This is a genomic window from Burkholderia vietnamiensis LMG 10929, from assembly GCF_000959445.1.
GTDB lineage: Bacteria > Pseudomonadota > Gammaproteobacteria > Burkholderiales > Burkholderiaceae > Burkholderia > Burkholderia vietnamiensis.
In genome coordinates this window covers 1,171,647-1,195,245 of the sequence record NZ_CP009631.1, presented here as the reverse complement: position 1 = coordinate 1,195,245, position 23,599 = coordinate 1,171,647, and the positions used below count along the sequence as shown (strand labels likewise).

General features: G+C 66.3%; 24 protein-coding genes and 1 tRNA gene. 17 read left to right on the top strand and 8 right to left on the bottom strand.

What is annotated here, in order from left to right:
- The first annotated feature begins 36 nt into the window (after positions 1 to 36).
- The 3 genes from hprK to AK36_RS15430 all read left to right on the top strand — a co-directional run bounded on the left by hprK (position 37) and on the right by AK36_RS15430 (position 2,655).
- A complete protein-coding gene (hprK, locus tag AK36_RS15440; protein WP_006483133.1) occupies positions 37 to 1,005 on the top strand; it encodes an HPr(Ser) kinase/phosphatase in 969 nt (322 codons plus the stop codon).
- Positions 1,006 to 1,080: 75 nt separating this feature from the next.
- On the top strand, positions 1,081 to 1,989 hold the full coding sequence (gene rapZ, locus AK36_RS15435; protein WP_034192566.1) for an RNase adapter RapZ: 909 nt from the start codon (positions 1,081 to 1,083) through the stop codon (positions 1,987 to 1,989).
- Positions 1,990 to 2,016: 27 nt separating this feature from the next.
- Positions 2,017 to 2,655 (top strand): LON peptidase substrate-binding domain-containing protein, encoded by a 639-nt coding sequence (locus AK36_RS15430; RefSeq protein ID WP_011886060.1) that lies wholly within the window; start codon positions 2,017 to 2,019, stop codon positions 2,653 to 2,655.
- Between the two features lie 117 nt (positions 2,656 to 2,772).
- On the opposite strand, the gene mutY is transcribed toward AK36_RS15430, so the two are convergent.
- Positions 2,773 to 3,879: an A/G-specific adenine glycosylase gene (gene mutY / locus AK36_RS15425; protein WP_011886061.1), complete on the bottom strand. Its 1,107-nt coding sequence runs from the start codon at positions 3,877 to 3,879 to the stop codon at positions 2,773 to 2,775.
- Between the two features lie 37 nt (positions 3,880 to 3,916).
- The gene (mutM, locus tag AK36_RS15420) at positions 3,917 to 4,744 is read right to left on the bottom strand and encodes a bifunctional DNA-formamidopyrimidine glycosylase/DNA-(apurinic or apyrimidinic site) lyase (RefSeq protein ID WP_045578771.1); all 828 of its coding nucleotides are present in this window, start codon (positions 4,742 to 4,744) and stop codon (positions 3,917 to 3,919) included.
- An 86-nt stretch (positions 4,745 to 4,830) separates the two neighbouring features.
- Here mutM and AK36_RS15415 point away from each other — a divergent pair, with 86 nt between their 5' ends.
- The 8 genes from AK36_RS15415 (at position 4,831) to hisC (ending at position 12,005) form a co-directional block, all read left to right on the top strand.
- Positions 4,831 to 6,654: a tetratricopeptide repeat protein gene (locus AK36_RS15415; RefSeq protein WP_045578770.1), complete on the top strand. Its 1,824-nt coding sequence runs from the start codon at positions 4,831 to 4,833 to the stop codon at positions 6,652 to 6,654.
- Positions 6,654 to 7,274 (top strand): lipoprotein insertase outer membrane protein LolB, encoded by a 621-nt coding sequence (lolB, locus tag AK36_RS15410; protein WP_011886064.1) that lies wholly within the window; start codon positions 6,654 to 6,656, stop codon positions 7,272 to 7,274. The genes AK36_RS15415 and lolB overlap by 1 nt, the downstream gene beginning before the upstream one ends.
- Before the next feature lie 27 nt (positions 7,275 to 7,301).
- Positions 7,302 to 8,183 carry a 4-(cytidine 5'-diphospho)-2-C-methyl-D-erythritol kinase gene (ispE, locus tag AK36_RS15405; protein ID WP_045578769.1) on the top strand — a complete coding sequence of 294 codons (882 nt, stop codon included), beginning with the start codon at positions 7,302 to 7,304 and terminating at the stop codon, positions 8,181 to 8,183.
- 53 nt (positions 8,184 to 8,236) lie between these two features.
- Positions 8,237 to 8,313: transfer RNA gene (locus tag AK36_RS15400), tRNA-Gln, on the top strand.
- Between the two features lie 44 nt (positions 8,314 to 8,357).
- A complete protein-coding gene (locus AK36_RS15395) occupies positions 8,358 to 9,320 on the top strand; it encodes a ribose-phosphate pyrophosphokinase (RefSeq protein WP_011886066.1) in 963 nt (320 codons plus the stop codon).
- 161 nt (positions 9,321 to 9,481) lie between these two features.
- Positions 9,482 to 10,087, top strand: coding sequence for a 50S ribosomal protein L25/general stress protein Ctc (locus AK36_RS15390; RefSeq protein WP_011886067.1), 606 nt, complete (start codon positions 9,482 to 9,484; stop codon positions 10,085 to 10,087).
- 117 nt (positions 10,088 to 10,204) lie between these two features.
- A complete protein-coding gene (pth, locus tag AK36_RS15385; RefSeq protein WP_045578768.1) occupies positions 10,205 to 10,804 on the top strand; it encodes an aminoacyl-tRNA hydrolase in 600 nt (199 codons plus the stop codon).
- A gap of 133 nt (positions 10,805 to 10,937) precedes the next feature.
- Positions 10,938 to 12,005: a histidinol-phosphate transaminase gene (hisC, locus tag AK36_RS15380; protein WP_045578767.1), complete on the top strand. Its 1,068-nt coding sequence runs from the start codon at positions 10,938 to 10,940 to the stop codon at positions 12,003 to 12,005.
- Between the two features lie 70 nt (positions 12,006 to 12,075).
- Here hisC and AK36_RS15375 read toward each other — a convergent pair whose 3' ends face one another.
- From AK36_RS15375 to rsmD, 3 genes are all read right to left on the bottom strand, one after another.
- Positions 12,076 to 12,342, bottom strand: a complete 267-nt coding sequence (locus AK36_RS15375; protein ID WP_011886070.1) for a YfhL family 4Fe-4S dicluster ferredoxin — start codon at positions 12,340 to 12,342, stop codon at positions 12,076 to 12,078.
- A 59-nt stretch (positions 12,343 to 12,401) separates the two neighbouring features.
- Positions 12,402 to 12,899: a pantetheine-phosphate adenylyltransferase gene (coaD, locus tag AK36_RS15370; protein ID WP_006398238.1), complete on the bottom strand. Its 498-nt coding sequence runs from the start codon at positions 12,897 to 12,899 to the stop codon at positions 12,402 to 12,404.
- 111 nt (positions 12,900 to 13,010) lie between these two features.
- Positions 13,011 to 13,625 (bottom strand): 16S rRNA (guanine(966)-N(2))-methyltransferase RsmD, encoded by a 615-nt coding sequence (gene rsmD / locus AK36_RS15365; protein ID WP_011886071.1) that lies wholly within the window; start codon positions 13,623 to 13,625, stop codon positions 13,011 to 13,013.
- A gap of 201 nt (positions 13,626 to 13,826) precedes the next feature.
- Between rsmD and ftsY the strand changes: the two genes are divergently transcribed.
- Positions 13,827 to 14,960, top strand: coding sequence for a signal recognition particle-docking protein FtsY (gene ftsY, locus AK36_RS15360; protein ID WP_011886072.1), 1,134 nt, complete (start codon positions 13,827 to 13,829; stop codon positions 14,958 to 14,960).
- An 84-nt stretch (positions 14,961 to 15,044) separates the two neighbouring features.
- Here the strand turns inward: ftsY and maiA are convergent, their stop codons facing one another.
- Positions 15,045 to 15,689 carry a maleylacetoacetate isomerase gene (maiA, locus tag AK36_RS15355; RefSeq protein ID WP_011886073.1) on the bottom strand — a complete coding sequence of 215 codons (645 nt, stop codon included), beginning with the start codon at positions 15,687 to 15,689 and terminating at the stop codon, positions 15,045 to 15,047.
- Between the two features lie 194 nt (positions 15,690 to 15,883).
- On the opposite strand from maiA, the gene ybiB reads away from it, so the two are divergent.
- Positions 15,884 to 16,861 (top strand): DNA-binding protein YbiB, encoded by a 978-nt coding sequence (ybiB, locus tag AK36_RS15350; protein WP_011886074.1) that lies wholly within the window; start codon positions 15,884 to 15,886, stop codon positions 16,859 to 16,861.
- Between the two features lie 448 nt (positions 16,862 to 17,309).
- Positions 17,310 to 18,956, top strand: a complete 1,647-nt coding sequence (gene leuA / locus AK36_RS15345) for a 2-isopropylmalate synthase (protein WP_045578766.1) — start codon at positions 17,310 to 17,312, stop codon at positions 18,954 to 18,956.
- 140 nt (positions 18,957 to 19,096) lie between these two features.
- Here the strand turns inward: leuA and AK36_RS15340 are convergent, their stop codons facing one another.
- A complete protein-coding gene (locus AK36_RS15340; RefSeq protein ID WP_011886076.1) occupies positions 19,097 to 19,480 on the bottom strand; it encodes a nuclear transport factor 2 family protein in 384 nt (127 codons plus the stop codon).
- A 45-nt stretch (positions 19,481 to 19,525) separates the two neighbouring features.
- Positions 19,526 to 20,095 carry an acyloxyacyl hydrolase gene (locus AK36_RS15335; RefSeq protein WP_011886077.1) on the bottom strand — a complete coding sequence of 190 codons (570 nt, stop codon included), beginning with the start codon at positions 20,093 to 20,095 and terminating at the stop codon, positions 19,526 to 19,528.
- A 360-nt stretch (positions 20,096 to 20,455) separates the two neighbouring features.
- Here AK36_RS15335 and rpoH point away from each other — a divergent pair, with 360 nt between their 5' ends.
- From rpoH to AK36_RS15320, 3 genes are all read left to right on the top strand, one after another.
- The gene (rpoH, locus tag AK36_RS15330) at positions 20,456 to 21,391 is read left to right on the top strand and encodes an RNA polymerase sigma factor RpoH (RefSeq protein WP_014723678.1); all 936 of its coding nucleotides are present in this window, start codon (positions 20,456 to 20,458) and stop codon (positions 21,389 to 21,391) included.
- 339 nt (positions 21,392 to 21,730) lie between these two features.
- Positions 21,731 to 22,009, top strand: a complete 279-nt coding sequence (gene cydP / locus AK36_RS15325) for a cytochrome oxidase putative small subunit CydP (protein ID WP_011886079.1) — start codon at positions 21,731 to 21,733, stop codon at positions 22,007 to 22,009.
- Positions 21,999 to 23,579, top strand: a complete 1,581-nt coding sequence (locus tag AK36_RS15320; RefSeq protein WP_011886080.1) for a cytochrome ubiquinol oxidase subunit I — start codon at positions 21,999 to 22,001, stop codon at positions 23,577 to 23,579. Before cydP ends, AK36_RS15320 begins: the two co-directional genes overlap by 11 nt.
- The last annotated feature ends 20 nt before the right edge of the window (positions 23,580 to 23,599 follow it).

Genomic DNA, 23,599 nt, shown 5'->3' with positions numbered 1-23,599 from the left:
GTGCGCATGCACCGGCTCATTGGAGTGACGAGAGTCATGGATACGTCCAGCATCAACGCCCAGAGCATCTTCGACGACAACGCGGCCACGCTGAAGCTCAGCTGGCTGACGGGGCATGAAGGCTGGGAGCGCGGTTTCTCGGCCGACACGGTCGGCAACGCGACGTCGAGCGCCGACCTCGTCGGCCACTTGAACCTGATCCACCCGAACCGGATCCAGGTGCTCGGCGAAGCTGAAATCGACTACTACCAGCGGCAGACCGACGAAGACCGTTCGCGCCACATGGCCGAGCTGATCGCGCTCGAGCCGCCGTTCCTGGTGGTGGCCGGCGGCGCGGCCGCCCCGCCCGAGCTGGTGCTGCGCTGCACGCGCTCGTCCACGCCGCTGTTCACGACGCCGATGTCCGCGGCCGCGGTCATCGACAGCCTGCGGCTCTACATGTCGCGCATCCTCGCGCCGCGCGCGACGCTGCATGGCGTGTTCCTCGACATCCTCGGGATGGGCGTGCTGCTCACCGGCGATTCGGGGCTCGGCAAGAGCGAGCTCGGCCTCGAGCTGATCAGCCGCGGTCACGGCCTAGTGGCCGACGACGCCGTCGATTTCGTCCGCCTCGGTCCCGATTTCGTCGAAGGCCGCTGCCCGCCGCTGCTGCAGAACCTGCTCGAAGTGCGCGGCCTCGGGCTGCTCGACATCAAGACGATCTTCGGCGAAACCGCCGTGCGCCGGAAAATGAAGCTGAAGCTGATCGTCCAGCTGGTGCGCCGGCCGGACGGCGAATTCCAGCGCTTGCCGCTCGAAAGCCAGACGGTCGACGTGCTCGGCCTGCCGATCAGCAAGGTCACGATCCAGGTGGCGGCCGGCCGCAACCTCGCGGTGCTCGTCGAGGCGGCCGTGCGCAACACGATCCTGCAGCTGCGCGGCATCGACACGTTGCGCGATTTCATGGATCGGCAACGGCTCGCGATGCAGGATCCCGACAGTCAGTTCCCCGGCAAGCTCGTATAGCGTTCGCGCGCCGGCCACGCAGCGCCGACGCGTCGAGCCGGTGCTATGATGAAACGTCAGGATTCTCTGCTTCCCATGCGCATCGTCCTCATCACCGGCATCTCCGGCTCAGGCAAGTCCGTCGCGCTGAACGCGCTGGAGGACGCAGGCTACTACTGCGTCGACAACCTGCCGCCGCACGTGCTGCCCGAACTCGCCCGCTACCTCGCCGAGGATGGCCAGCACCGGCTCGCGGTCGCGATCGATGCGCGTTCGAGCGCGTCGCTCGACGAAATGCCCGGCCTGATCCGCGCGCTGTCGCTCGAGCACGACGTGCGCGTGCTGTTCCTCAACGCGAGCACGCAGTCGTTGATCCAGCGCTTTTCCGAAACGCGCCGGCGCCATCCGCTGTCCGGCTCGCCGTCCCACGACGCGAACGTCGGGCTGCTGTCGTCGCTCGAGGAAGCGATCGAGCGCGAGCGCGAGCTGGTCGCGCCGCTCGCCGAATTCGGCCACCAGATCGACACCAGCACGCTGCGCGCGAACGTGCTGCGCACCTGGGTCAAGCGCTTCATCGAGCAGAAGAACAACGACCTGATGGTGATGTTCGAATCGTTCGGCTTCAAGCGCGGCGTGCCGCTCGACGCCGACCTGATGTTCGACGTGCGCGCGCTGCCGAATCCGTACTACGACCACGAGCTGCGCCCGCTCACCGGGCTCGACCAGCCGGTCATCGCGTTTCTCGACGCACTGCCGATCGTCCATCAGATGATCGACGACATCCATGCGTTCCTGATGAAATGGTTGCCGCACTTTCGCGAGGACAACCGCAGCTATCTGACCGTCGCCATCGGCTGTACCGGCGGCCAGCATCGCTCGGTGTTCATCGCGGAAACGCTCGCCGCGCGCCTCGCGCACGATGCGAACGTGATCGTGCGGCATCGTGACGCGCCGGTGGATGTCGACGCGTCGTCGCGGCTCGTCGCCGACGTCCACCGACCTTAGCGACACCGCCTCTCTCGCCAGCGCGCCATGTCCACCTTATCGACGACCCTGATCGACCTGCCGCTGTTTCCGCTGCACACGGTGCTGTTCCCCGGCGGCTGGCTGCCGCTGAAGGTGTTCGAGGCGCGCTATCTGGACATGTGCCGCGCGTGCCTGCGCGACGACGCGCCGTTCGGCGTGTGCCTGCTCAAGAGCGGCCCCGAAGTGGCGCAGGACGGCGCCGTGTCGGTGCCCGAGACCATCGGCTGCATGGCGCGCATCACCGAATGCGACACCGGCGAGTTCGGCATGCTCTACATGCAGGCGATCGGCACGCAGCGCTTCGAGCTGCTGTCGTATCGCGTCGAAGGCAACGGGCTGCTGGTCGGCATCGCGCAGGCGCTCCCCGACGACATCCCGCTCGAAGGCGAACAGGCGCTCGCGCAGTTCGGCTCGTGCGCGGAGGTGCTCGAACGGATCATCGACGCGCTGAAGAAGTCCGAGCCCGACAACAAGCTGCCGTTTTGCGAGCCGTTCCGCCTCGACGACCCGAGCTGGGTGTCCAACCGTCTCGCCGAGCTGCTGCCGCTCGACCTGCGCGCGCGGCAGAAATTGATGGAGTTTCCGGACGTCGGCGCCCGGATCGACGCCGTGCATCACGTGCTCGATCGGCACGGATGGCTTTGAGCGCAGGACGCGCGTCGGTTTTCTATCGGCTTCACGTGGCGGATCGAAGCCGCGGCGCGAGCGCGCGGAGCGGCGTCGCGGCGTACTGAACGCACGCGCCGCCTCGTCACCGTTTCGTCACAACAGCGGCCCGCTCAACGCATCGAGCAGCTTGCGCACCGGCGCCGGCACGCCGTACGCATCGAGGCCGGCGAGCGGCACCCACGCGGTGTCGGCATCGAGCGCCGCCGCTTGCGCCTGACCGCCGTGCGTCATGTCGCTCAGGCGCGGTTCGATCTCCAGCCGGAAATGCGTGAAGGTGTGCGTGAATGGCGCGAGCGGCACTGGGCCGCCGCCGCCGAAGCCCTGCGCCAGCGCCGCGAGCGCCGCATCGCCGTCGGCCTGCGGCAGGCACCACAGCCCGCCCCAGATGCCGGCCGGCGGACGCCGCTCGAGCAGCACCGCATCGCCGTCGCGCAACACCAGCATCCAGGTCTTGCGCGTCGGCACCGCCTTCTTCGGCCGGGCTGCCGGAAGTTCGCGCTGGCGCCCCGTCGACTGCGCGACGCAGTCGCCCGCGAACGGACAGCGCGCGCAATCCGGCTTGCCGCGCACGCACAGCGTCGCGCCGAGATCCATCAGCCCTTGCGTGTACGCGCTCACATCGGCCGCATTCGCGGCATCCGGCAGCAACGATTCGGCGAGCGCCCACATGTCGTTCTCGACGCGCTTGTCGCCCGGAAAGCCTTCGACGCCGAACACCCGCGCGAGCACGCGCTTCACGTTGCCGTCGAGGATCGTCGCGCGCGCGCCGTACGCGAACGACGCGATCGCGGCGGCCGTCGAGCGGCCGATGCCCGGCAGCTCGGCAAGCCCGTCCGGCGTCGACGGGAATACGCCGCCGTGCTCGGCGACGACGACCTGCGCGCAGCGATGCAGATTGCGCGCGCGCGAGTAGTAGCCGAGGCCGGCCCACAGCGCCATCACGTCGTCGGACGGCGCGGCCGCGAGCGCGGCGACGTCGGGAAAGCGCTCGAGAAAGCGCGTGTAATACGGAACGACCGTCGACACCTGCGTCTGTTGCAGCATGATTTCCGACAGCCAGATCCGGTACGGATCGCGGGTGTTCTGCCACGGCAGGTCATGGCGGCCGTGCACGCGCTGCCAGGCGACGAGGCGCGTGGCGAAGGTGCGGTGCAGCGGCGTGACGGGGAACGGAGCGGGAGCGATGCGGGGCGGCTTCAAGTGTTCGAAGTTTCGGAAAGAGGTTACGACGCGCAGCTCAACGCTGGCAGGTCGGACAGAAATAGGTCGAGCGCTGCCCCTGCACGATCTGGCGAATCGGCGTGCCGCATACGCGGCAAGGCAGCCCGGCGCGGTCGTACGCGAAGCAGTCGAGCTGGAAATAGCCGCTTTCGCCGTTGCTGCCGACGAAATCGCGCAGCGTGCTGCCGCCGCGTTCGATCGCGTCGGCGAGCGTCGCGCGCACCGCGTCGGCGAGCCGCTCATAGCGCGGCAGCGACACCTTGCCGGCCGCGGTCGTCGGCCGGATGCCGGCGCGAAACAGGCTCTCCGACGCATAAATGTTGCCCACGCCGACGACCATGTCGCCCGCGAGCAGCGCCTGCTTGACCGACACCGTGCGCCCGCGCGTGCGCGCATGCAGCAGCGCGCCGGTGAAGGCGAGCGAGAACGGCTCGACGCCGAGGCTCGCGAGCAGCGGATGCGCATGCACGTCGCCGGCTTCGCGCGGGTGCCACAGCACGGCGCCGAAGCGGCGCGGATCGCGAAAGCGCAGCACGAATTCGTCGAAGATCCAGTCGATGTGGTCGTGTTTGGCCGCAACCGGCACGCCGGCCACCGGCAGCACGCGCAGCGTGCCGGTCATCCCGAGATGGACGATGAACCAGCCGGCGTCGACTTCGAACAGCAGATACTTGCCGCGACGCTCGACGGCGAGCACCTCGCGCGCGCGCAATTGCTCGGCGAGGTCCGCCGGCACCGGCCAACGCAGCATCGCGGTGCGGACGTCGACACGCTCGACGCGGCGGCCCGCGACAAAGGGCGCGATGCCCCGGCGCGTGACTTCGACTTCTGGCAACTCTGGCATGTTTTGCGGGTCTGAGACGGGATTCACGATCGTGCGTGTATTGTAGCGAGCGCGTTACAATCGGTTGAAACATCGAACGGATTTCCATGACCCTGCCCTCGAAGCTGCTTCTGAAGCGCCCCGCCGCCGCGCGCGGCGCGCGCGCCTTCCCGGTCCGCCGTGCGCTCGGCGCCGCGCTGTTCGCCGCATGGACCCTCACCGCCCTCCCGGCTCACGCGCAGGCTCCGGCATCGGACGACGCGCAGTCGCAGGGCGCGTTCGAGCACATGATGCCGGACGAGAAGAAGAATCTCCCGGCCGTTCCGCTGACGAGCCAGATCGTCTACCAGGTGCTGGCCGCCGAGGTCGCGCTCCAGCGCAACCAGCCGGCGCCGGCCTACCAGACCTACCTCGCGCTCGCCCGCGACACGCGCGATCCGCGCATGGCGCAGCGTGCGACGGAGATCGCGCTGGGCGCGCAAAGCCCGGCCGACGCGCTGTCGGCGGCCAATCTGTGGCTCCAGTACGCGCCGGATTCGAATCGCGCGTCGCAAGTCGACGCGGCGCTGCTGGTGCTCGCCGGCAAGCCCGCCGACGCGCAGCCGATGCTCGCCCGCGAGCTGGCGCGCGCGACCGGCGAGACGCGCGGTCAGGCGATCCTCGCGCTGCAGGCGCTGCTGGTGCGCGGCGCCGACCGCGTCGGCGGCCTCGCGGTGCTGAAGGACATGCTGAAGAACGACATGAACCGGCCGGAGGCGCAGCTCGCGATCGCGCGGCAGCAGCTCGCGGTCGACGACAAGGAAGGCGCCGCGCAATCGCTGAAGCAGGCGCTGCAGATCCGCCCCGACTACCTGCCGGCCGCGCTGATGCTGTCGCAGATGGGGCCCGCGGAGCGCGCGGCCGGCATCGCTTCGTTCGAGAAATACGTTCAGCAGAATCCGAAGTCGCGCGATGCGCGGCTCGCGCTGTCGCAGCTGTATCTCGCCGACGATCGCCTCGACGACGCGCAAAAGCAGTTCGAGTCGATGCGCAAGCTCGATTCGAAGGATCCGACGCCGCTGATGGCGCTCGCGCTGATCAAGATCCAGCAGAAGAAGCTCGACGATGCGAGCGCGTACCTGAAACAGTACGTGCAGCTCGGCACGAAGCAGCCGAACCTCGACGTCGGCCAGGGCTACATCTACCTCGCGCAGATCGCGATCGAGCAGGGCAACGACGCGCAGGCGTCGCAGTGGCTCGACAAGGTCGACCAGACGAGCCAGCACTACCTGCCCGCGCAGATCACGCGCGCCCAGCTGCTGCAGAAACAGGGCAAGACCGACGAGGCGCGCAAGGTGCTCGACGATCTGCCGATCAGCGATCCGCGCGATGCGGCCGTGGTCGCGCGCACCGACGCGTCGATCCTGTTCACCGCGAAGCGCTACACGGAAGCCGAGGCACGGCTCAGCCAGGCGGTCCAGGACTTCCCGGACGATCCCGACCTGCGCTACGACTACGCGATGGCGGCCGAAAAGACCGGCCACTACGCGACGATGGAAAAGCAGCTGCGCGAGCTGATCCGCACGCAGCCCGACAATCCGCAGGCATACAACGCGCTCGGCTATTCGCTGGCCGATCGCAACCAGCGGTTGCCGGAGGCGAACAAGCTGATCGACAAGGCGCTGTCGCTCGCGCCGAACGATGCGTACATCATGGACAGCCTCGGCTGGGTGAAATACCGGATGGGCGACACGGCCGGCGCGACCAAGGTGCTGCGGCGCGCGTACGAGCTGCAGCCGAACGCCGAGATCGGCGCGCACCTGGGCGAAGTGCTGTGGAAGAGCGGCGCGCAGGAAGACGCACGCAACGCGTGGCGTGCCGCGCAGCAGCTCGAGCCCGACAACGAGACGCTCGTGCAGACGCTGAAGCGCTTGCAGGTCAACGGCCTTTGATGCGGATGTTCCCGATGCTTTTCCCGTCTTTCCGCGCGCAGCGCGCGCTGGCTGCGGCCGGCGCGGCGCTCGCGCTCGCCGGCTGCGCGAGCACGCCGCCGGCGGCGAACGCGCCGTCGGACGCCGTGCTGCAGACGGCCGCGACGCACGCGTATCACGGCCGCTTCGCGGTGCAGTACAACGACCGCCTCGGCCGGCAACAGAACGTGTACGGCAACTTCGACTGGCAGGAGCACGGCGACGACGTATCGCTGGAACTGCGCAGCCCGCTCGGCCAGACGCTCGCCGTCGTCAAATCGACGCCGCAGGCCGCGTCGCTCGAGCTGCCGAACCGTCAGCCGCAATATGCGACCGACGTCGGCGAGCTGATGCAGAACACGCTCGGCTTCGCGTTGCCGCTCGCCGGCCTGCGCTACTGGCTGCTGCCAACGCCCGCGCCCACGACGCCCGCGCAGACGCAGCGCGATCCGGCCGACGCCGCGCGCGTCACGCAGATCCGCCAGGACGGCTGGACGATCGACTACCTCGCCTACGCGGACGCGCCGGCCACGGGCGTCAAACGCGTGAACCTCGTGCGCGCGACGCCGCCACTCGACATCAAGCTCGTGCTCGACCAGTGAGCACGTGAACCTAGCCCCGACATACGCATGACCGATTCGACCCGCTCGCTGCGCAACTGCCTTGCGCCCGCGAAACTCAACCTGTTCCTGCACATCACCGGCCGCCGGCCGAACGGCTATCACGACCTGCAGAGCGTGTTCCAGTTGCTGAACTGGGGCGACACGCTGCACTTCACGCTGCGCGACGACGGCCGCGTCGCACGCGCGACCGACGTGCCGGGCGTGCCAGAGGAAAGCGATCTCGTCGTGCGCGCGGCGAACCTGCTGAAAGCGCACACCGGCACCGCCGCGGGCGTCGACATCGAGATCGACAAGTGCCTGCCGATGGGCGCGGGCCTCGGCGGCGGCAGCTCGGATGCGGCGACGACGCTGCTCGCGCTGAACCGTCTGTGGCAACTCGACCTTTCGCGTGCGGAGCTGCAGTCGCTCGCGGTGAAACTCGGCGCGGACGTGCCGTTCTTCGTTTTCGGAAAAAATGCGTTCGCAGAGGGTATCGGAGAAGAATTAGCTGAGGTACAATTGCCGACTCGCTGGTTCCTGGTTGTGACGCCGCGAGTTCATGTCGCCACCGCTGAGATTTTTTCAGACGAGCTGTTGACAAGGGACACAAAGCCAGTCACAATTGCTGACTTTCTTGCACGGCGTAACAGCGATGCGGGATGGCCAGACAGTTTCGGCCGGAACGATATGCAGCAAGTTGTGACAAGTAAGTACGCGGAAGTTGCACAGGTGGTCAAATGGTTGTATAATGTGACCCCTTCAAGGATGACCGGCTCCGGAGCAAGCGTGTTTGCGGTGTTTCGAAGCAGGCACGAGGCAGAAGCGGTGAAAGCCAATCTGCCCACCGGTTGGAATGGTGCAGTTGCCGAGAGCCTGAACGAGCATCCGCTCTTCGCTTTCGCGTCATGAAGTTTCGCTTTGTCGGATGGCCTACGAGTCCGGCGAAGTTATCAGTTAAGTGTAGGGGAGTCGCCAAGTTGGTCAAGGCACCGGATTTTGATTCCGGCATGCGAGGGTTCGAGTCCTTCCTCCCCTGCCAAAAATTTTCCCGCATTTCCCGCCTAAGCCTGAAGCAGGTGCACGATGAGCAGCCACAGCCATGATGGCTTGATGGTCTTTACTGGCAACGCGAACCCCGCGCTCGCCCAGGAAGTCGTCAATATCCTTGGTATTCCCCTCGGCAAAGCAATGGTCAGCCGGTTCTCCGACGGCGAGATCCAGGTCGAGATCCAGGAAAACGTGCGCGGCAAGGACGTCTTCGTCCTGCAATCCACGTGCGCGCCGGCCAACGACAATCTGATGGAACTGATGATCATGGTCGACGCGCTCAAGCGTGCGTCCGCCGGCCGGATCACCGCTGCCATCCCCTACTTCGGCTACGCCCGCCAGGATCGCCGCCCGCGTTCCGCGCGCGTCGCGATCTCGGCGAAGATCGTCGCGAACATGCTGGAAATCGCCGGCGTCGAGCGGATCATCACGATGGATCTGCACGCCGACCAGATTCAGGGCTTCTTCGACATTCCGGTCGACAATATCTACGCAACGCCGATCCTGCTGGGCGATCTGCGCAAGCAGAACTACTCGGATCTGCTCGTCGTGTCGCCGGATGTCGGCGGCGTGGTGCGCGCCCGCGCGCTCGCGAAGCAGCTGAACTGCGATCTCGCGATCATCGACAAGCGTCGTCCGAAGGCGAACGTCGCCGAAGTGATGAACATCATCGGTGAAGTCGAAGGCCGCACCTGCGTGATCATGGACGACATGGTCGATACGGCCGGCACGCTCTGCAAGGCCGCGCAAGTGCTGAAGGATCGCGGCGCGAAGCAGGTGTTCGCCTACGCGACGCACCCGGTGCTGTCGGGCGGCGCCGCCGAGCGCATCGCCGCATCGGCACTCGACGAGTTGGTCGTCACCGATACGATCCCGCTGTCGGCAGAATCGCTGGCCTGCTCGAAGATTCGCTCGCTGACGAGCGCGAGCCTGCTGGCCGAAACGTTCTCGCGGATTCGCCGCGGCGACTCGGTGATGTCGCTGTTCGCGGAATCCTGATCGCGGAACGACACGTAACGAATGCGCAGAAAGCGAAGCGGTGACGCTTCGCTTTTTGCACAATCGGACGGGATAGACGAAACCCCGTCCGCTTTATCGGGGGCCGCCATTTCGCCGGCCCCGTTTTACTGCCTGGTCGCGGGCAGCAAATGGAGAATCACATGAAAGTCGTCGCTTTCGAGCGCCAACAGCAAGGTACGGGTGCGAGCCGCCGCCTGCGCAACGCCGGTAAGACCACGGGCATCGTCTACGGTGGCGAAGCTGCCCCGCAAAAGATCGAACTGGATCACAACGCGCTGTGGCACGCACTGAAGAAGGAAGCTTTCCACGCGTCGATCCTCGACCTGGAAATCGCTGGCCAGTCGCAACAGGTTCTGCTGCGCGACGTGCAATACCACCCGTTCAAGCAACTGGTGCTGCACGTTGACTTCCAGCGCGTCGATGCGAAGAAGAAGCTGCACACGAAGGTGCCGCTGCACTTCCTGAACGCCGAAGTCAGCCCGGCAGTGAAGCTGTCGAGCGCAATCGTCTCGCACGTCACGACGGAAATCGAAGTCGAGTGCCTGCCGTCGGCTCTGCCGGAATTCCTCGAAGTCGATCTGTCGAAGATCGAAGCAGGTCAGTCGCTGCACGCGAAGGACATCGCACTGCCGAACGGCGTCGCGCTGGTCGCGCACGTCGACGCGGAAAACCCGGTTGTCGCCTCGGCGACGGTCCCGGCTGGTGCCGTGTCGGACGCAGCAGAAGGCGAAACGCCGGCTGCCTAACGGCTGCCCACGCGCCATTCGATCCGTTTCACGAAACGGTCGACGCAACCCGCCGCGGCTCGCCCGGCGGGTTTTTCTTTTTTGCGCCCAGGCGGGCGCTGCCGCCTACGAAACGTCATGATCAAACTGATCGTCGGCCTCGGCAATCCCGGGGCGGAATACACCGCGACGCGCCACAACGCCGGCTTCTGGCTGATCGACCAGCTCGCCCGCGAGGCCGGCACGACGCTGCGCGACGAGCGCCGCTTTCACGGCTTTTATGCGAAAGCGCGCCTGCACGGCGAGGAAGTGCATCTGCTCGAGCCGCAAACCTACATGAACCGTTCCGGCCAGTCGGTCGTCGCGGTCGCGAGTTTCTTCAAGATCCTGCCAGATCAGATCCTCGTCGCGCACGACGAGCTCGATCTGCCGCCCGGCACCGTGAAGCTGAAGCTCGGCGGCGGCAGCGGCGGCCACAACGGGCTGAAGGACATCTCCGCGCACCTGTCGTCGCAGCAGTACTGGCGGCTGCGCATCGGCATCGGCCATCCGCGCGATCTGATCCCGGAAGGCGCACGTGCCGGCGCGAAGCCCGACGTCGCGAACTTCGTGCTGAAGCCGCCGCGACGCGAGGAGCAGGACGTGATCGACGCATCGATCGAGCGCGCGCTCGCCGTGATGCCGATGATCGTCAAGGGCGAGCTCGACCGCGCGACGATGCAGCTGCATCGCAACTGACCGGCCGCAGCACCGGCGCCGCACCACGCGCGGCCCGGCTGACGCGCCGCGCGTCCGTGCGCCGTCGGCGCAATTGCGCACCGCAGCGCTCACATGCGGTACTCTGGCTGTTTTGCCTGTCAGGAGCCAAGCGGTGAGCCGTTACTGGAGCGACGTCGTTCAGCAACTCGTGCCTTACGTGCCGGGCGAACAGCCCGCACTCGCACACCCCGTCAAGCTGAACACCAACGAGAATCCCTATCCGCCGTCGCCGCGCGTCGTCGCGGCGATCGCCCGCGAACTCGGCGACACCGGCGACACGCTGCGCCGCTATCCCGATCCGCTCGCGCGTGCGCTGCGCGAGACGGTCGCGGCCCATCACCGCATCAAGCCCGAACAGGTTTTCGTCGGCAACGGCTCGGACGAAGTGCTCGCGCACGCGTTCCACGCGCTGCTCAAGCACGACCGGCCGCTGCGCTTCCCGGACATCTCGTACAGCTTCTACCCGACCTACGCGCGGCTGTACGGCGTGCAGACGGCCATCGTGCCGCTCGCGGACGATTTCTCGATCCGCGTCGACGACTATCTCGACGACGCCGGCGGCGTGCTGTTTCCGAACCCGAACGCGCCGACCGGGCGCGCGCTGCCGCTCGCGGACATCGAACGAATCGCGGCGGCGAACCCGTCGTCGGTCGTGCTGATCGACGAGGCCTATGTCGATTTCGGCGCGCAATCGGCGATCACGCTGATCGATCGCCATCCGAACCTGCTGGTCGTGCACACGACGTCGAAGGCGCGCTCGCTGGCGGGCATGCGCGTCGGCTTCGCGTTCGGCCATGTCGATCTGATCGATGCGCTGAACCGCGTGAAGGACAGCTTCAACTCGTATCCGCTCGACCGGCTCGCGCAGGTCGCCGCGCAGGCCGCATACGAGGACACCGACTATTTCGCCGCGACCTGCCGTCGCGTGATCGACAGCCGGACGCGGCTCACGCACGCGCTCGAGGCGCTCGGTTTCGACGTCGTGCCGTCGGCCGCGAACTTCGTGTTCGCGCGCCATCCGGCGCACGATGCGGGCACGCTCGCGGCCACGCTGAAGGATCGGGAGATTTTCGTGCGGCATTTCCGCGCGCCGCGCATCGACCAGCATCTGCGCATCACGGTCGGCACCGATGCCGAATGCGACGCGCTCGTCGCGGCCTTGCGTGAAATGATCGGCTGAACACCGGAAGGACGCCGGCGCGCGGCTGCGCCGGCCGAAGAAACGGTGACGCGCCCGCGTCACCGCGACATCACTGCGCGCCGTCGCCCTTCGCGGCGATCAACGCGTGATACTTCTCCATCAACTGCGCGTGCGATTCCTCATGCTGCGGATCGCGCGGAATGCATTCGACCGGACACACCTGCTGGCACTGCGGTTCGTCGAAATGGCCGACGCATTCGGTGCACTTGCCGGGATCGATCACGTAAATGTCCGGGCCCATCGAAATCGCGCCGTTCGGGCACTCGGGCTCGCACACGTCGCAATTGATGCACTCGTCGGTAATCATCAAAGCCATACTGATCTCACTTCTTCAAGCCCGCGGCCGGCTTCGGGGCGAAACCGGCCGGCGCCGCGTCATGCGGCCGGGCCTCCCATCGCGGCGACTTTCTCGGTCAGCCACTTCTCGACGGACGGGAACACGAACTTGCTGACATCGCCGCCCAACTGCGCGATTTCGCGCACGATCGTGCCGGAGATGAACTGGTACTGATCGGACGGCGTCATGAACATCGTCTCGACGTCGGGCAGCAGATAGCGGTTCATCCCCGCCATCTGGAACTCGTATTCGAAATCGGACACGGCACGCAGGCCGCGCACGATCACGCGCGCGTTGTTGGTGCGGACGAAGTCCTTCAACAGGCCCTTGAAGCCCATCACCTTCACGTTCGGATAGTGACCGAGCACCTCGTTCGCAATCTTCAGACGTTCTTCCAGCGAGAAGAACGGCTTCTTCGCGCGGCTGTCGGCGACGCCGACCACCAGCGTATCAAAAATGCTCGACGCACGCCGCACGAGGTCTTCGTGCCCGCGCGTCAGCGGATCGAACGTACCGGGATACACGGCGACTACCATGTCGCTCCTCCTGTCATCACGCCAACGGGGTGGCAGCCGTGCCGTGCGCACGTGGCTGCCGAGATGGGCTTGCGTCGCCTTTGGGGCGCGCCGCCTCGTATGGAACGCGCATTATTCATCATTTTCGCGTTGCAGCAAATGATAGTGAACCGCGCCTGCCTTGCCGTGCTTCACCACCTGCCAGCCGGCCAGCGCTTCGTGCGCATCGGGTTCCAGCGCCTCGCCGGTTTCGACGTACAGCGCGCCGTCCGGCGCGACGAGCGGCGCCGCCAGCGCGAGCGCGCGCGCCAGCACGGCCGGCTCGCCGAACGGCGGATCGAGGAACACGACGTCGAACGCGCCCGGCGTCAGCCCGGCCGCGAGCCGCAGCGCGTCGGCTTCCGCGACCTCGACCGAGCGCGCGCCCAGCTTGTCCTTGATCGCGCGAAGCTGCTGCGCCGCGCGCGGGTGGCGCTCGACCATCACGACGCTCGCCGCGCCGCGCGACGCGGCCTCGAAGCCGAGCGCGCCGGTGCCCGCGAACAGGTCGAGGCAGCGCCGGCCGGCGAGATCCTGGCCGAGCCAGTTGAACAGCGTCTCGCGCACGCGATCGGGGGTCGGCCGCAGGCCGTCGAGATCGAGCACGGCGAGCGGAGTGCGTTTCCAGTCACCGCCGATGATGCGGATCGTGTGCGGCTTGCCGCGGCCGGCAGAGGCCGCGGGGCGGCCGGAAGAGGAACGGGACATACGGAGTATCGACGACGGGGGAGACGGGGGCGCGCACGCGGGCGTGCCGCCAAACAGGCGCACGTTACCACAGCGGCGGCGACGGCTGACGCGACTGTCTCGCCGCACTGATAAAATGCTCGGTTTCGGCCGCCGTGCGCACGCCCGACGCCTCCCGGCGCGCCGCCATGCCGGCCCCCGCCCTCTTCCCGACGTCAAACCATGTTCAGCTTCTTCAAACGATTCAAGAAAACGCAGGAGCCCGACTCCGCGGAATCGCAACCGGCCGACGCGCCGCAGCCGGACGAGCCGTCCGCTGCGCCGGCCCCCGCCGCGCGAGCGGCGGACACTGCGCGCGCGCCCGCCGTCGTGATGACGGTCACGCCCACCAACGACGGCAGCGACGAAGTCGTCGAAGCGGTCGAGATCGTGCCGCCGCCGACGCAGGACGCGTCCGCGAAGAAGTCCTGGCTGTCGCGCCTGAAATCGGGGCTCGCGAAGACGGGTTCGAGCATCACCAGCGTGTTCGTCAACACGAAGATCGACGAGGACCTGTACGAGGAGCTCGAAACCGCGCTGCTGATGTCCGATGCGGGCGTCGATGCGACCGAATACCTGCTCGGCGCGCTGCGCGAGAAGGTGCGCGTGGGCCGGCTGACCGACCCGCAGCAGGTGAAGGCGGCGCTGCACGATCTGCTCGTCGAGCTGCTGCAGCCGCTCGAGAAATCGTTGATGCTCGGCCGCGCGCAGCCGCTCGTGATGATGATCACCGGCGTGAACGGCGCGGGCAAGACGACCAGCATCGGCAAGCTCGCGAAGCATCTGCAGAGCTTCGACCAGTCGGTGCTGCTGGCCGCGGGCGACACGTTCCGCGCGGCCGCGCGCGAACAGCTGGCCGTCTGGGGCGAGCGCAACAACGTGACGGTCGTGCAGCAGGAAAGCGGCGATCCGGCCGCGGTGATCTTCGATGCGGTCAGCGCCGCGCGCGCGCGCAAGATCGACGTGATGATGGCCGACACGGCCGGCCGGTTGCCGACTCAGCTGCACCTGATGGAGGAGCTGAAAAAGGTGAAGCGCGTGATCGCGAAGGCGCACGACGGCGCGCCGCACGAGGTGCTGCTCGTGATCGACGCGAACACCGGCCAGAACGCGCTCACGCAGGTGAAGGCCTTCGACGATGCGCTCGGCCTCACCGGGCTGATCGTCACGAAGCTCGACGGCACCGCGAAGGGCGGGATCCTCGCCGCGATCGCGCGGCAGCGTCCGGTGCCCGTCTACTTCATCGGCGTCGGCGAGAAGGTCGAGGACCTGCAGCCGTTCAACGCGGTGGAATTCGCGGACGCGCTGCTCGGCTGAACGCCGTCGACACGTCCTGCAACGGGCGCCTTCGGGCGCCCGTTTTCATTGGCGGCGGCGGGCCGCGGCGACGTCAGCCGGCCATCATTCGGCGTCGGGCTGCACACCGGGCGCGGCAGCCTTGAACGCATCGAGCGTCGACGCATAATCGGCGATCCGCCGCAGCGTCGGGAAGCGCGTCGTATCGATCGAGAACCGGTCGGCGTTGAACATCTGCGGCACGATGCAGATATCGGCGAGCGTCGGCGAGTCGCCGAAGCAGAGCTTGCCGGTGCGCGGATCGTTCGCGAGACGCGTCTCGAGCGACGCGAAGCCCGCGTCGATCCAGTGCCGATACCATTCGCTCTTCGCGTCCTCGGACACTTGCAGCGTGTGCTTCAGGTACTTCAACACGCGCAGGTTGTTCAGCGGATGGATCTCGCACGCGATCTGCAGCGCGATCGCGCGCACATACGCGCGGTCGGCCGGCGCCTTCGGCAGCAACGCGGGCTCGGGGTGCATTTCGTCGAGATACTCGATGATCGCGAGCGACTGCTGCAGCGTCGCGTCGCCGTCGATCAGCGTCGGCACGACCGCATCCGGATTCACCGCGCGGTACGCGTCCTTCAGTTGCTCGCCGCCGTCGCGCAGCATGTGCACGGGCACCGTGTCGAACGGCAGCTGCTTCAGGTTCAGGGCGATCCGTACGCGGTAAGACGCGGAACTGCGGAAATAGCTGTAGAGCTTCATCGGTTGTCTCTCGTAATCGTATTCGGCCGGCGCCGCCGGGCGGAAGCCGCGATGCGCCGCCGGGGACTCCGAGTTTAGCGCGCCGCACCGCGTCGGCATACGCGGCCGCGCTTGCGCGACGCGCGCCCGTGCGATACTCGGGCATTCCTCACCGCTCAGCGCGCGGCCCGATGCCGGCCGCCCGCCCCGTCACGATGACCGCTTCCCAAGACTCCACAGCCGCTTCGCCGTTCCCGTGCGCCCGCTTCATCAAGGAAATCGGCCGCGGTCCGCACGGCGCACGCGCGCTGTCGGCCGAAGACACGTTCGAGCTCTATCGCGCGATGCTCGATGCGCGCGTGTCGGACGTCGAACTCGGCGCAATCCTGATCGCATATCGACTGAAGGGCGAAACCGCCGACGAGCTGGCGGCGATGCTGGCCGCCGCACAGGCGTCGTTCGAACCCGTGCACGTGCAGGACGCGGCGTTCCGGCCGGTGTCGATCCCGAGCTACAACGGCGCGCGCAAGCAACCCAATCTCGTGCCGCTGCTCGCGCTGCTGCTCGCGCGCGAAGGCGTGCCGGTGCTGGTGCACGGCGTCGAGCGCGATCCCGGCCGGGTGACCAGCGCGGAGATCTTTGCGGCGCTGTCGATCGCGTCGGCAAGCTCGCACGACGCAATCGAAGACACGCTCGCCGAACGCCGCGTCGCCTTCGCGCCGATCGACGTGCTGGCGCCGCGCATTGCGCGTCTGCTGTCGCTGCGCGCCGTGCTCGGCGTGCGCAACTCCACGCATACGCTGGTCAAGATCCTGCAGCCGTTCGCGCCGGCCGGCCTGCGGCTCGTCAATTACACGCATCCGCCGTACCGCGACAGCCTCGCGCAACTGTTTCGCGAGCATCCGGAAGCGGCGCTCGGCGGCGCGCTGCTAGCGCGCGGCACCGAAGGCGAGGCGGTGGCCGACACGCGCCGCCAGGTGCAGGTCGACTGGCTGCACGACGGCATCTGCGACACGCTGATCGCGGCCGAGCGCTCGTCGGACGACGCGCCGCCCGTCGCGCTGCCGGAATCGCGCGACGCCGCGACGACGGCCGCGTGGACCGGCGCCGTGCTGCGCGGCGAGGTGCCGGTGCCCGACGCGCTCGCGCGTCAGGTCGAAACGATCGTGCGGCTGACGCGGCTCGCACCGTGACGGGCCTCCGCGGGCGGCGCGCTGTCGTGCCGGCCGCTGACGTATCGGCCGCTGTCGTGCCGGCCATTCGGCCGATCATCCAAGCCGCGATTTACCCGACCATTTGACACGCGCAGGCATCCTGGCATAGAGTTCTCGCCATGCGTTCCTTTCCGAACACCCTCCGAATTACCTCCGGCCGCCTAGCGCGGTCGCTATCGCTACGACTAGCCTAAGGCTGTCCTAGCGCCGTGTGCTGTCCGCACGGTCCCTCCCTGCAGTTCCTCGCAGCACCTTTCTCGCAGTTTTTACAACCCGAAGTCGTCAGCATTCGTCCGTCTATCCGTCGGTCGATTCGCGAAGATCATCCGCATCTGCTGCGCGCGTTGCGCGCGCCGGTGCGAGGCAGCGCCAACCGTCGCCCATGCCGCCCGTCTTCGCTCGCGACTTGAGACCCGAGGTCCAGAAGATGAAGCGCAATCCGCAAGACAAGTACCGTCCGTTCGAACCCGTCCGCATCAATGGCCGCCGCTGGCCGACCCGCACCATCGAGCGTGCGCCGGTCTGGATGAGCACCGACCTGCGTGACGGCAACCAGTCGCTGATCGAGCCGATGAGCATCGAGCAGAAGCTGGAGTTCTTCGACATGCTGGTCGCGATCGGTTTCAAGGAAATCGAAGTCGGTTTTCCGTCGGCATCGCAAACCGACTTCGATTTCGTCCGCAAGCTGATCGACGAAAAGCGCATTCCGGACGACGTGACGATCGAAGTGCTCGTGCAGTCGCGCGAAGACCTGATCGCACGCACGTTCGATGCGCTCGACGGCGTGCCGCGCGCGATCGTGCATCTGTACAACGCGATCTGCCCGTCGTTCCGGCGCATCGTGTTCGGGATGTCGAAGGACGACGTGAAGGCGCTCGCGGTCGACGGCACGCGGCTCATCAAGGAGCACGCGGCCGCCCGCCCGGACACGCACTGGACCTATCAATACTCGCCGGAAACCTTCAGCATGACCGAGCTGACGTTCGCGCGCGAAGTGTGCGACGCCGTCGCGCAAGCCTGGCGGCCGACGCGCGATCACAAGATGATCGTGAACCTGCCGGCGACCGTCGAAGCGGCGACCCCGAACGTGTTCGCCGACCAGATCGAGTGGATGGACCGCAATCTCGCGTACCGCGACAGCATCGTGTTGTCCGTGCATCCACACAACGATCGCGGCACCGCGGTAGCCGCCGCCGAGCTGGCGCTGCTCGCGGGCGCCGATCGCATCGAGGGCTGCCTGTTCGGCAACGGCGAGCGCACCGGCAACGTCGATCTCGTCACGCTCGCGCTGAACCTCTATACGCAGGGCATCGACCCCGGCCTCGATTTCTCCGACATCGACGCGGTGCGCCGCGTGGTCGAGCGCTGCAACCAGATTCCGGTGCATCCGCGCCATCCGTACGCGGGCGATCTCGTGTTCACCGCCTTCTCCGGCTCGCACCAGGACGCGATCCGCAAGGGCTTCGCGCAGCAGCGCCCGGACGCCGTATGGGAAGTGCCGTATCTGCCGATCGACCCGGCCGACCTCGGCCGCAGCTATGACGCGGTGATCCGCGTGAACAGCCAGTCCGGCAAGGGCGGCGCGACGTTCCTGCTCGAACGCGGGATGGGCTTCACGCCGACGCGGCGCGTGCAGATCGAGTTCAGCCACGCCGTGCAGACGCTCGCCGACGCCTCCGGCGAAGAAGTGACCGGCGACGCGATCTGCGCGCTGTTCGCTCGCGAATTCTTCGAGACCGACGGGCCGGCCGCGCGCCACGGCGATACGGCGCGCTGGAGCAATCGCGACCTCGCGTACGCAGCGCCGGCCAACGCCGCGCCCGAAGAGGTCGTGCAGCAGGCGGCCTCGGCCTTCGCGAGTGCCGCCGGCGCACCGATCGAGGTCGCGTCGTGCGAACACACGCGCACGACGGACGGCCGGATTGCGATATCGGTCGGCTGCCGGGTCGGCGATGCGCCGCTGCGGCATGGCGTCGGCGTGCATGCCGACGTGGCGAGCGCCGCGCTCGATGCGCTCGTGAGCGCGATCAACCGGTCGGCGTGGCACTGCGCCGACCGCCGTGCGGCCGCTTGAGCGGGCTGCGGGAACAGGTTCAAAGGTCAGCGAGCGGTGCGTGACCGCCCGTGCACCGCGCGATCCGCGCTGCACGGGCCAATGAAAAGCGGCTCAGAAAGCCGCTTCGGTCGGGACACGAAAACGAGCGCCACGCGCGCTCATGTCTCGGTCGCGCATCGCGTCGCCTGCCACGCGAGCAGACGCCACTGCCCGTGCTCATGGGTATGGACGGCCGTATAGGCAATCGGAAACACCAGGCCGCCGTTGTTGGTTTCCATCTCGATCAGCGCGCGCCCGGTGACGACGCACGTTGCGTCGCCGACGGGCAGCAGGTCCTGCGACTGGATCTCGATCTGGCGGTAGCGGCGGCGGCCGGCGACGATGGCGTCGATGAACTGCTGCTTGGTTTCGCGCTTGCCGTTGGTGTGCACGAAGAACACCTTGTCGGACAATTGCGCGTCGAGCGCCTCGCCGTCCCCATCGACCATCGCTCGGAACCGATCGCGCTCGAGTGCGCGAATCGCATCGACCACCTTCGCCATCGCCTGACTCCTCGGCAACGCGCCCGCCGTGGGCGGGCGTGCGGATCAGAAGTTGTACTGCAGGTAGAACTGGTGGAAATTTATACCAGGATTCGGCTCTTTGATACCCGCGTTAGACACATGTTCGAAACGGTAGCCGACCTGATACTGTTGCCGTTGGCCGAACTCCACGCCGACGCCTGCGGTCGGCGCGAACTGGAACGCCGTCGACAGCGAGAAATGATCGGAGATCGTCGGATGCGTGAGCACCCGCACGCCGCCGCCGGCCTCGATGAACGGACGGATCTGCCCCGCGCTCTTGACGAAGCGGAACATCGGCGTCACCCCGAATTCGCCGATGTTGCTGTGGACGTTGCCGCCCGTATGCCAGTAGCCGGCATGCCCTTCGACCACGAAAGCGAAGTGCCACCCGCCGATTTCCCACCAGTTCCAGCCCGGATCCCACACGACGCCGAGATCGCCCTTGTCGACGCCGTGGCGATCGGAGAAACCGCCGCCGGCCTGAATCCCCCAACGATCGGCGCACGCGGCTCCCGATCCGGCCAGCAGCGACGCCGTGAGCAACGCATGCAGGGCAAGCCGGCTACGGGGCCGACGGTTCTTCTTGTTGTTCATCTAACACTCCAACTTTATGGGTTGAATGTGGGCCTTGCCGCACCGGCCGGGCCCGAGCGAACAGAATGGTATGGTAAAGGACTTTTCGGATCGGCATCACGAAGTGAAATGGTTTGCTTCCGAAACAACAAAAATCGAAAACCTGTACTGATTACCAACAGAAACAACGCTTTACGGAACTTCGCCCGAGTTGGCGAGTCGCACGATATACTATCGACATGGACATTCCGATAGAAAACGGGAACTTCGATGCCCACCCGCGCTCTAAGGAATTAGCACTCGGATTACGGGAGTGCTAAGATGAGACTCGGAATCTCGTCCGAGACCAGGGGTTTGTCCCTGATTCCAAAGGAGTTTTTAGTGAGCCACGCCCTGACCCTTCCGAACACCCTGAGCCCGACGCCGGCCAAGGCCGCATCGGCAGGCTCGCTGGCGCTCGCAACCCAATCGCTGTTGCCGGGCCAGTTGGGCAACATCGACGCCTATATCCAGGCCGTCAACCGGATTCCCCTGCTGAGCGCCGAGGAAGAACGCCGGTATGCGACCGAGTTCCGCGAGGACAACAACCTCGACGCGGCACGCAAGCTCGTGCTGTCGCACCTGCGGCTCGTCGTGTCGATCGCGCGCAACTATCTCGGTTACGGCCTGCCGCACGGCGACCTGATCCAGGAAGGCAACATCGGCCTGATGAAGGCGGTGAAGCGGTTCGACCCTGCGCAAAACGTGCGCCTGGTGTCGTACGCGATCCACTGGATCAAGGCGGAGATCCACGAGTACATCCTGCGCAACTGGCGCATGGTGAAGGTCGCGACGACGAAGGCGCAGCGCAAGCTGTTCTTCAACCTGCGCAGCCACAAGAAGAGCATGCAGGCGATGACGCCGGAGGAAATCGACGGCCTCGCGCAGGAGCTCAACGTCAAGCGCGAAGAAGTGACCGAGATGGAAACGCGCCTGTCGGGTGGCGACATCGCGCTCGAAGGCCAGGTCGAAGACGGCGAGGAAGCATACGCGCCGATCGCGTATCTGGCCGACTCGCACAACGAGCCGACCGCCGTGCTCGCCGCGCGCCAACGCGACATGCTGCAAACGGACGGCATCGCGCAAGCGCTCGAGGCACTCGACGCGCGCAGCCGTCGCATCATCGAGGCGCGCTGGCTGAACGTCGACGACGACGGCTCGGGCGGCTCGACGCTGCACGACCTCGCGGCCGAGTTCGGCGTGTCCGCAGAGCGCATTCGTCAGATCGAAGCGAGCGCAATGAAAAAGATGCGCACTGCACTCGCCGAGTACGCATAAGCACCGGCATAAGCACCGGCAATTCAGCGCGCTTCACGCAAAAACCGCTGCCAAACGGCAGCGGTTTTTTTTTGCACTTATGATTGCCGCCTTTCCGCCGTTAATAGACATATTCGATTGGGTATCGGCAGGCTGCGAGCCCCTTCCGCACAACCTTGATCTGCCTCAATCTTTGGCCGGCAGTTCGCGACGGTCTGCCGCAGCGCGACACTCGGCATCGTAAGGCGCGCAATCTAAAATTGGCATGTCGGCTTAAAAGGATTAAAACACCTTCATTGCGGTCATAAATCCGACGTAAAGTCGCCCCCAAACCACACACGTCGATTCAGGATAATTACCTTGATCTCGATCAATAAAGAGCCTGCGCCGCCCCCCGCGCAGGCCGCCGCCCCGATCGGCTGGCGCACGCGCATCGTCGCGTGGGCGCGAGGGCCCACATTGATGCGCGACATCACGCTGCTATTGATCGTCAAGCTGATCCTCCTGATGTCGCTCAAGTACGCATTTTTCAATCATCCGCAGGCTGCGCACATGTCGCTTCCGCCTGCCGTCGTCGCCGAGAAGCTGCTCTCGGTGCCGGCGCCTGCATCCACCGAGGGAGACCACCATGATAAGTAGCGAAGTAGTCGATCTGTCACGTCTGCAGTTCGGCATCACGGCGCTCTACCACTTCTTGTTTGTGCCGTTGACGCTCGGCATGTCCTGGCTGCTCGTCATCATGGAAGCGGTATACGTGATGACCGGCAAACAGGTCTACAAGGACATGACGCAGTTCTGGGGCAAGCTGTTCGGTATCAACTTTGCGATGGGCGTGACCACCGGGATCACGATGGAATTCCAGTTCGGTACGAACTGGTCGTACTACTCGCACTACGTCGGTGACATCTTCGGCGTGCCGCTCGCGGTCGAAGGCCTGATGGCGTTCTTCCTCGAATCGACGTTCGTCGGCCTGTTCTTCTTCGGCTGGAACCGGCTGTCGAAGGTCAAGCACCTGATCGTGACGTTCCTCGTCGCGCTCGGCTCGAACCTCTCCGCGCTGTGGATTCTGGTGGCGAACGGCTGGATGAACAATCCGGTCGGCGCCGAGTTCAACTACCAGACGATGCGCATGGAGATGACGAGCCTGTTCGACGTGGTGTTCAACCCCGTCGCGCAGGTCAAGTTCGTGCATACCGTGTCGGCCGGCTACGTGTCGGCGGCGATGTTCGTGCTCGGCGTGTCGTCGTGGTACCTGCTGCGCAAGCGCGACGTCGACTTCGCGCTGCGCTCGTTCGCGGTCGCGGCCGGCTTCGGCCTCGCGGCGACGCTGTGCGTGATCGTGCTCGGCGACGAGTCGGGCTATACGACCGGCGAAGTGCAGAAGATGAAGCTCGCCGCGATCGAATCCGAATGGGAAACGCAGCCGGCGCCCGCCTCGTTCACGCTGATCGGCATGCCGAATCAGGAAGAACAGCGCACCGACTACGCGATCAAGATCCCGTACGCGCTCGGCCTGATCGCGACGCGCTCGATCGACGAACCGGTGACCGGCCTGCGCGATCTCGCCAAGCTCAGCGAGGAGCACATCCAGAGCGGGATGATCGCGTACGGCGCACTGCAGAAGATGAAGCAGGGCGACAAGAGCGACGCAACCCGCGCGTTGTTCGACCAGCACAAGCAGTATCTCGGCTACGGGTTGATGCTCAAGCAGTTCACGCCGAACGTGACCGATGCGACGCCGGACCAGATCAAGGCCGCGGCGAAGAAGACGATCCCGCCGGTGGCGCCCGTGTTCTTCTCGTTCCGGATCATGGTGGCTCTCGGCTTCCTGTTCGTCGCGACGTTCGTTACCGCGTTCTGGCTGTGCGCGCGCCGTCAGTTGCTGCAGGACAACCGCCGCTGGTTCCTCCGCTATGCGGTGTGGGCGATCCCGCTGCCGTGGATCGCGATCGAATTCGGCTGGATCGTCGCCGAGCTCGGCCGTCAGCCGTGGACGATCGCGGGCGTGCTGCCGACCCATCTGTCCTCGTCCAGCCTGCAAGTGAACGACCTGTACCTGAGTATCGCCGGCTTCGTGCTGTTCTACACGGCACTGTTCATCATCGAAATCAAGCTGATGTTCAAGTACGCGCGCCTCGGCCCGTCGTCGCTGCATACCGGCCGCTATCACCACGAACTCGCCCCGGCTGGCGAGCGTGCCTCGGTCTGAGCACGCCCTCGCAACGGAAC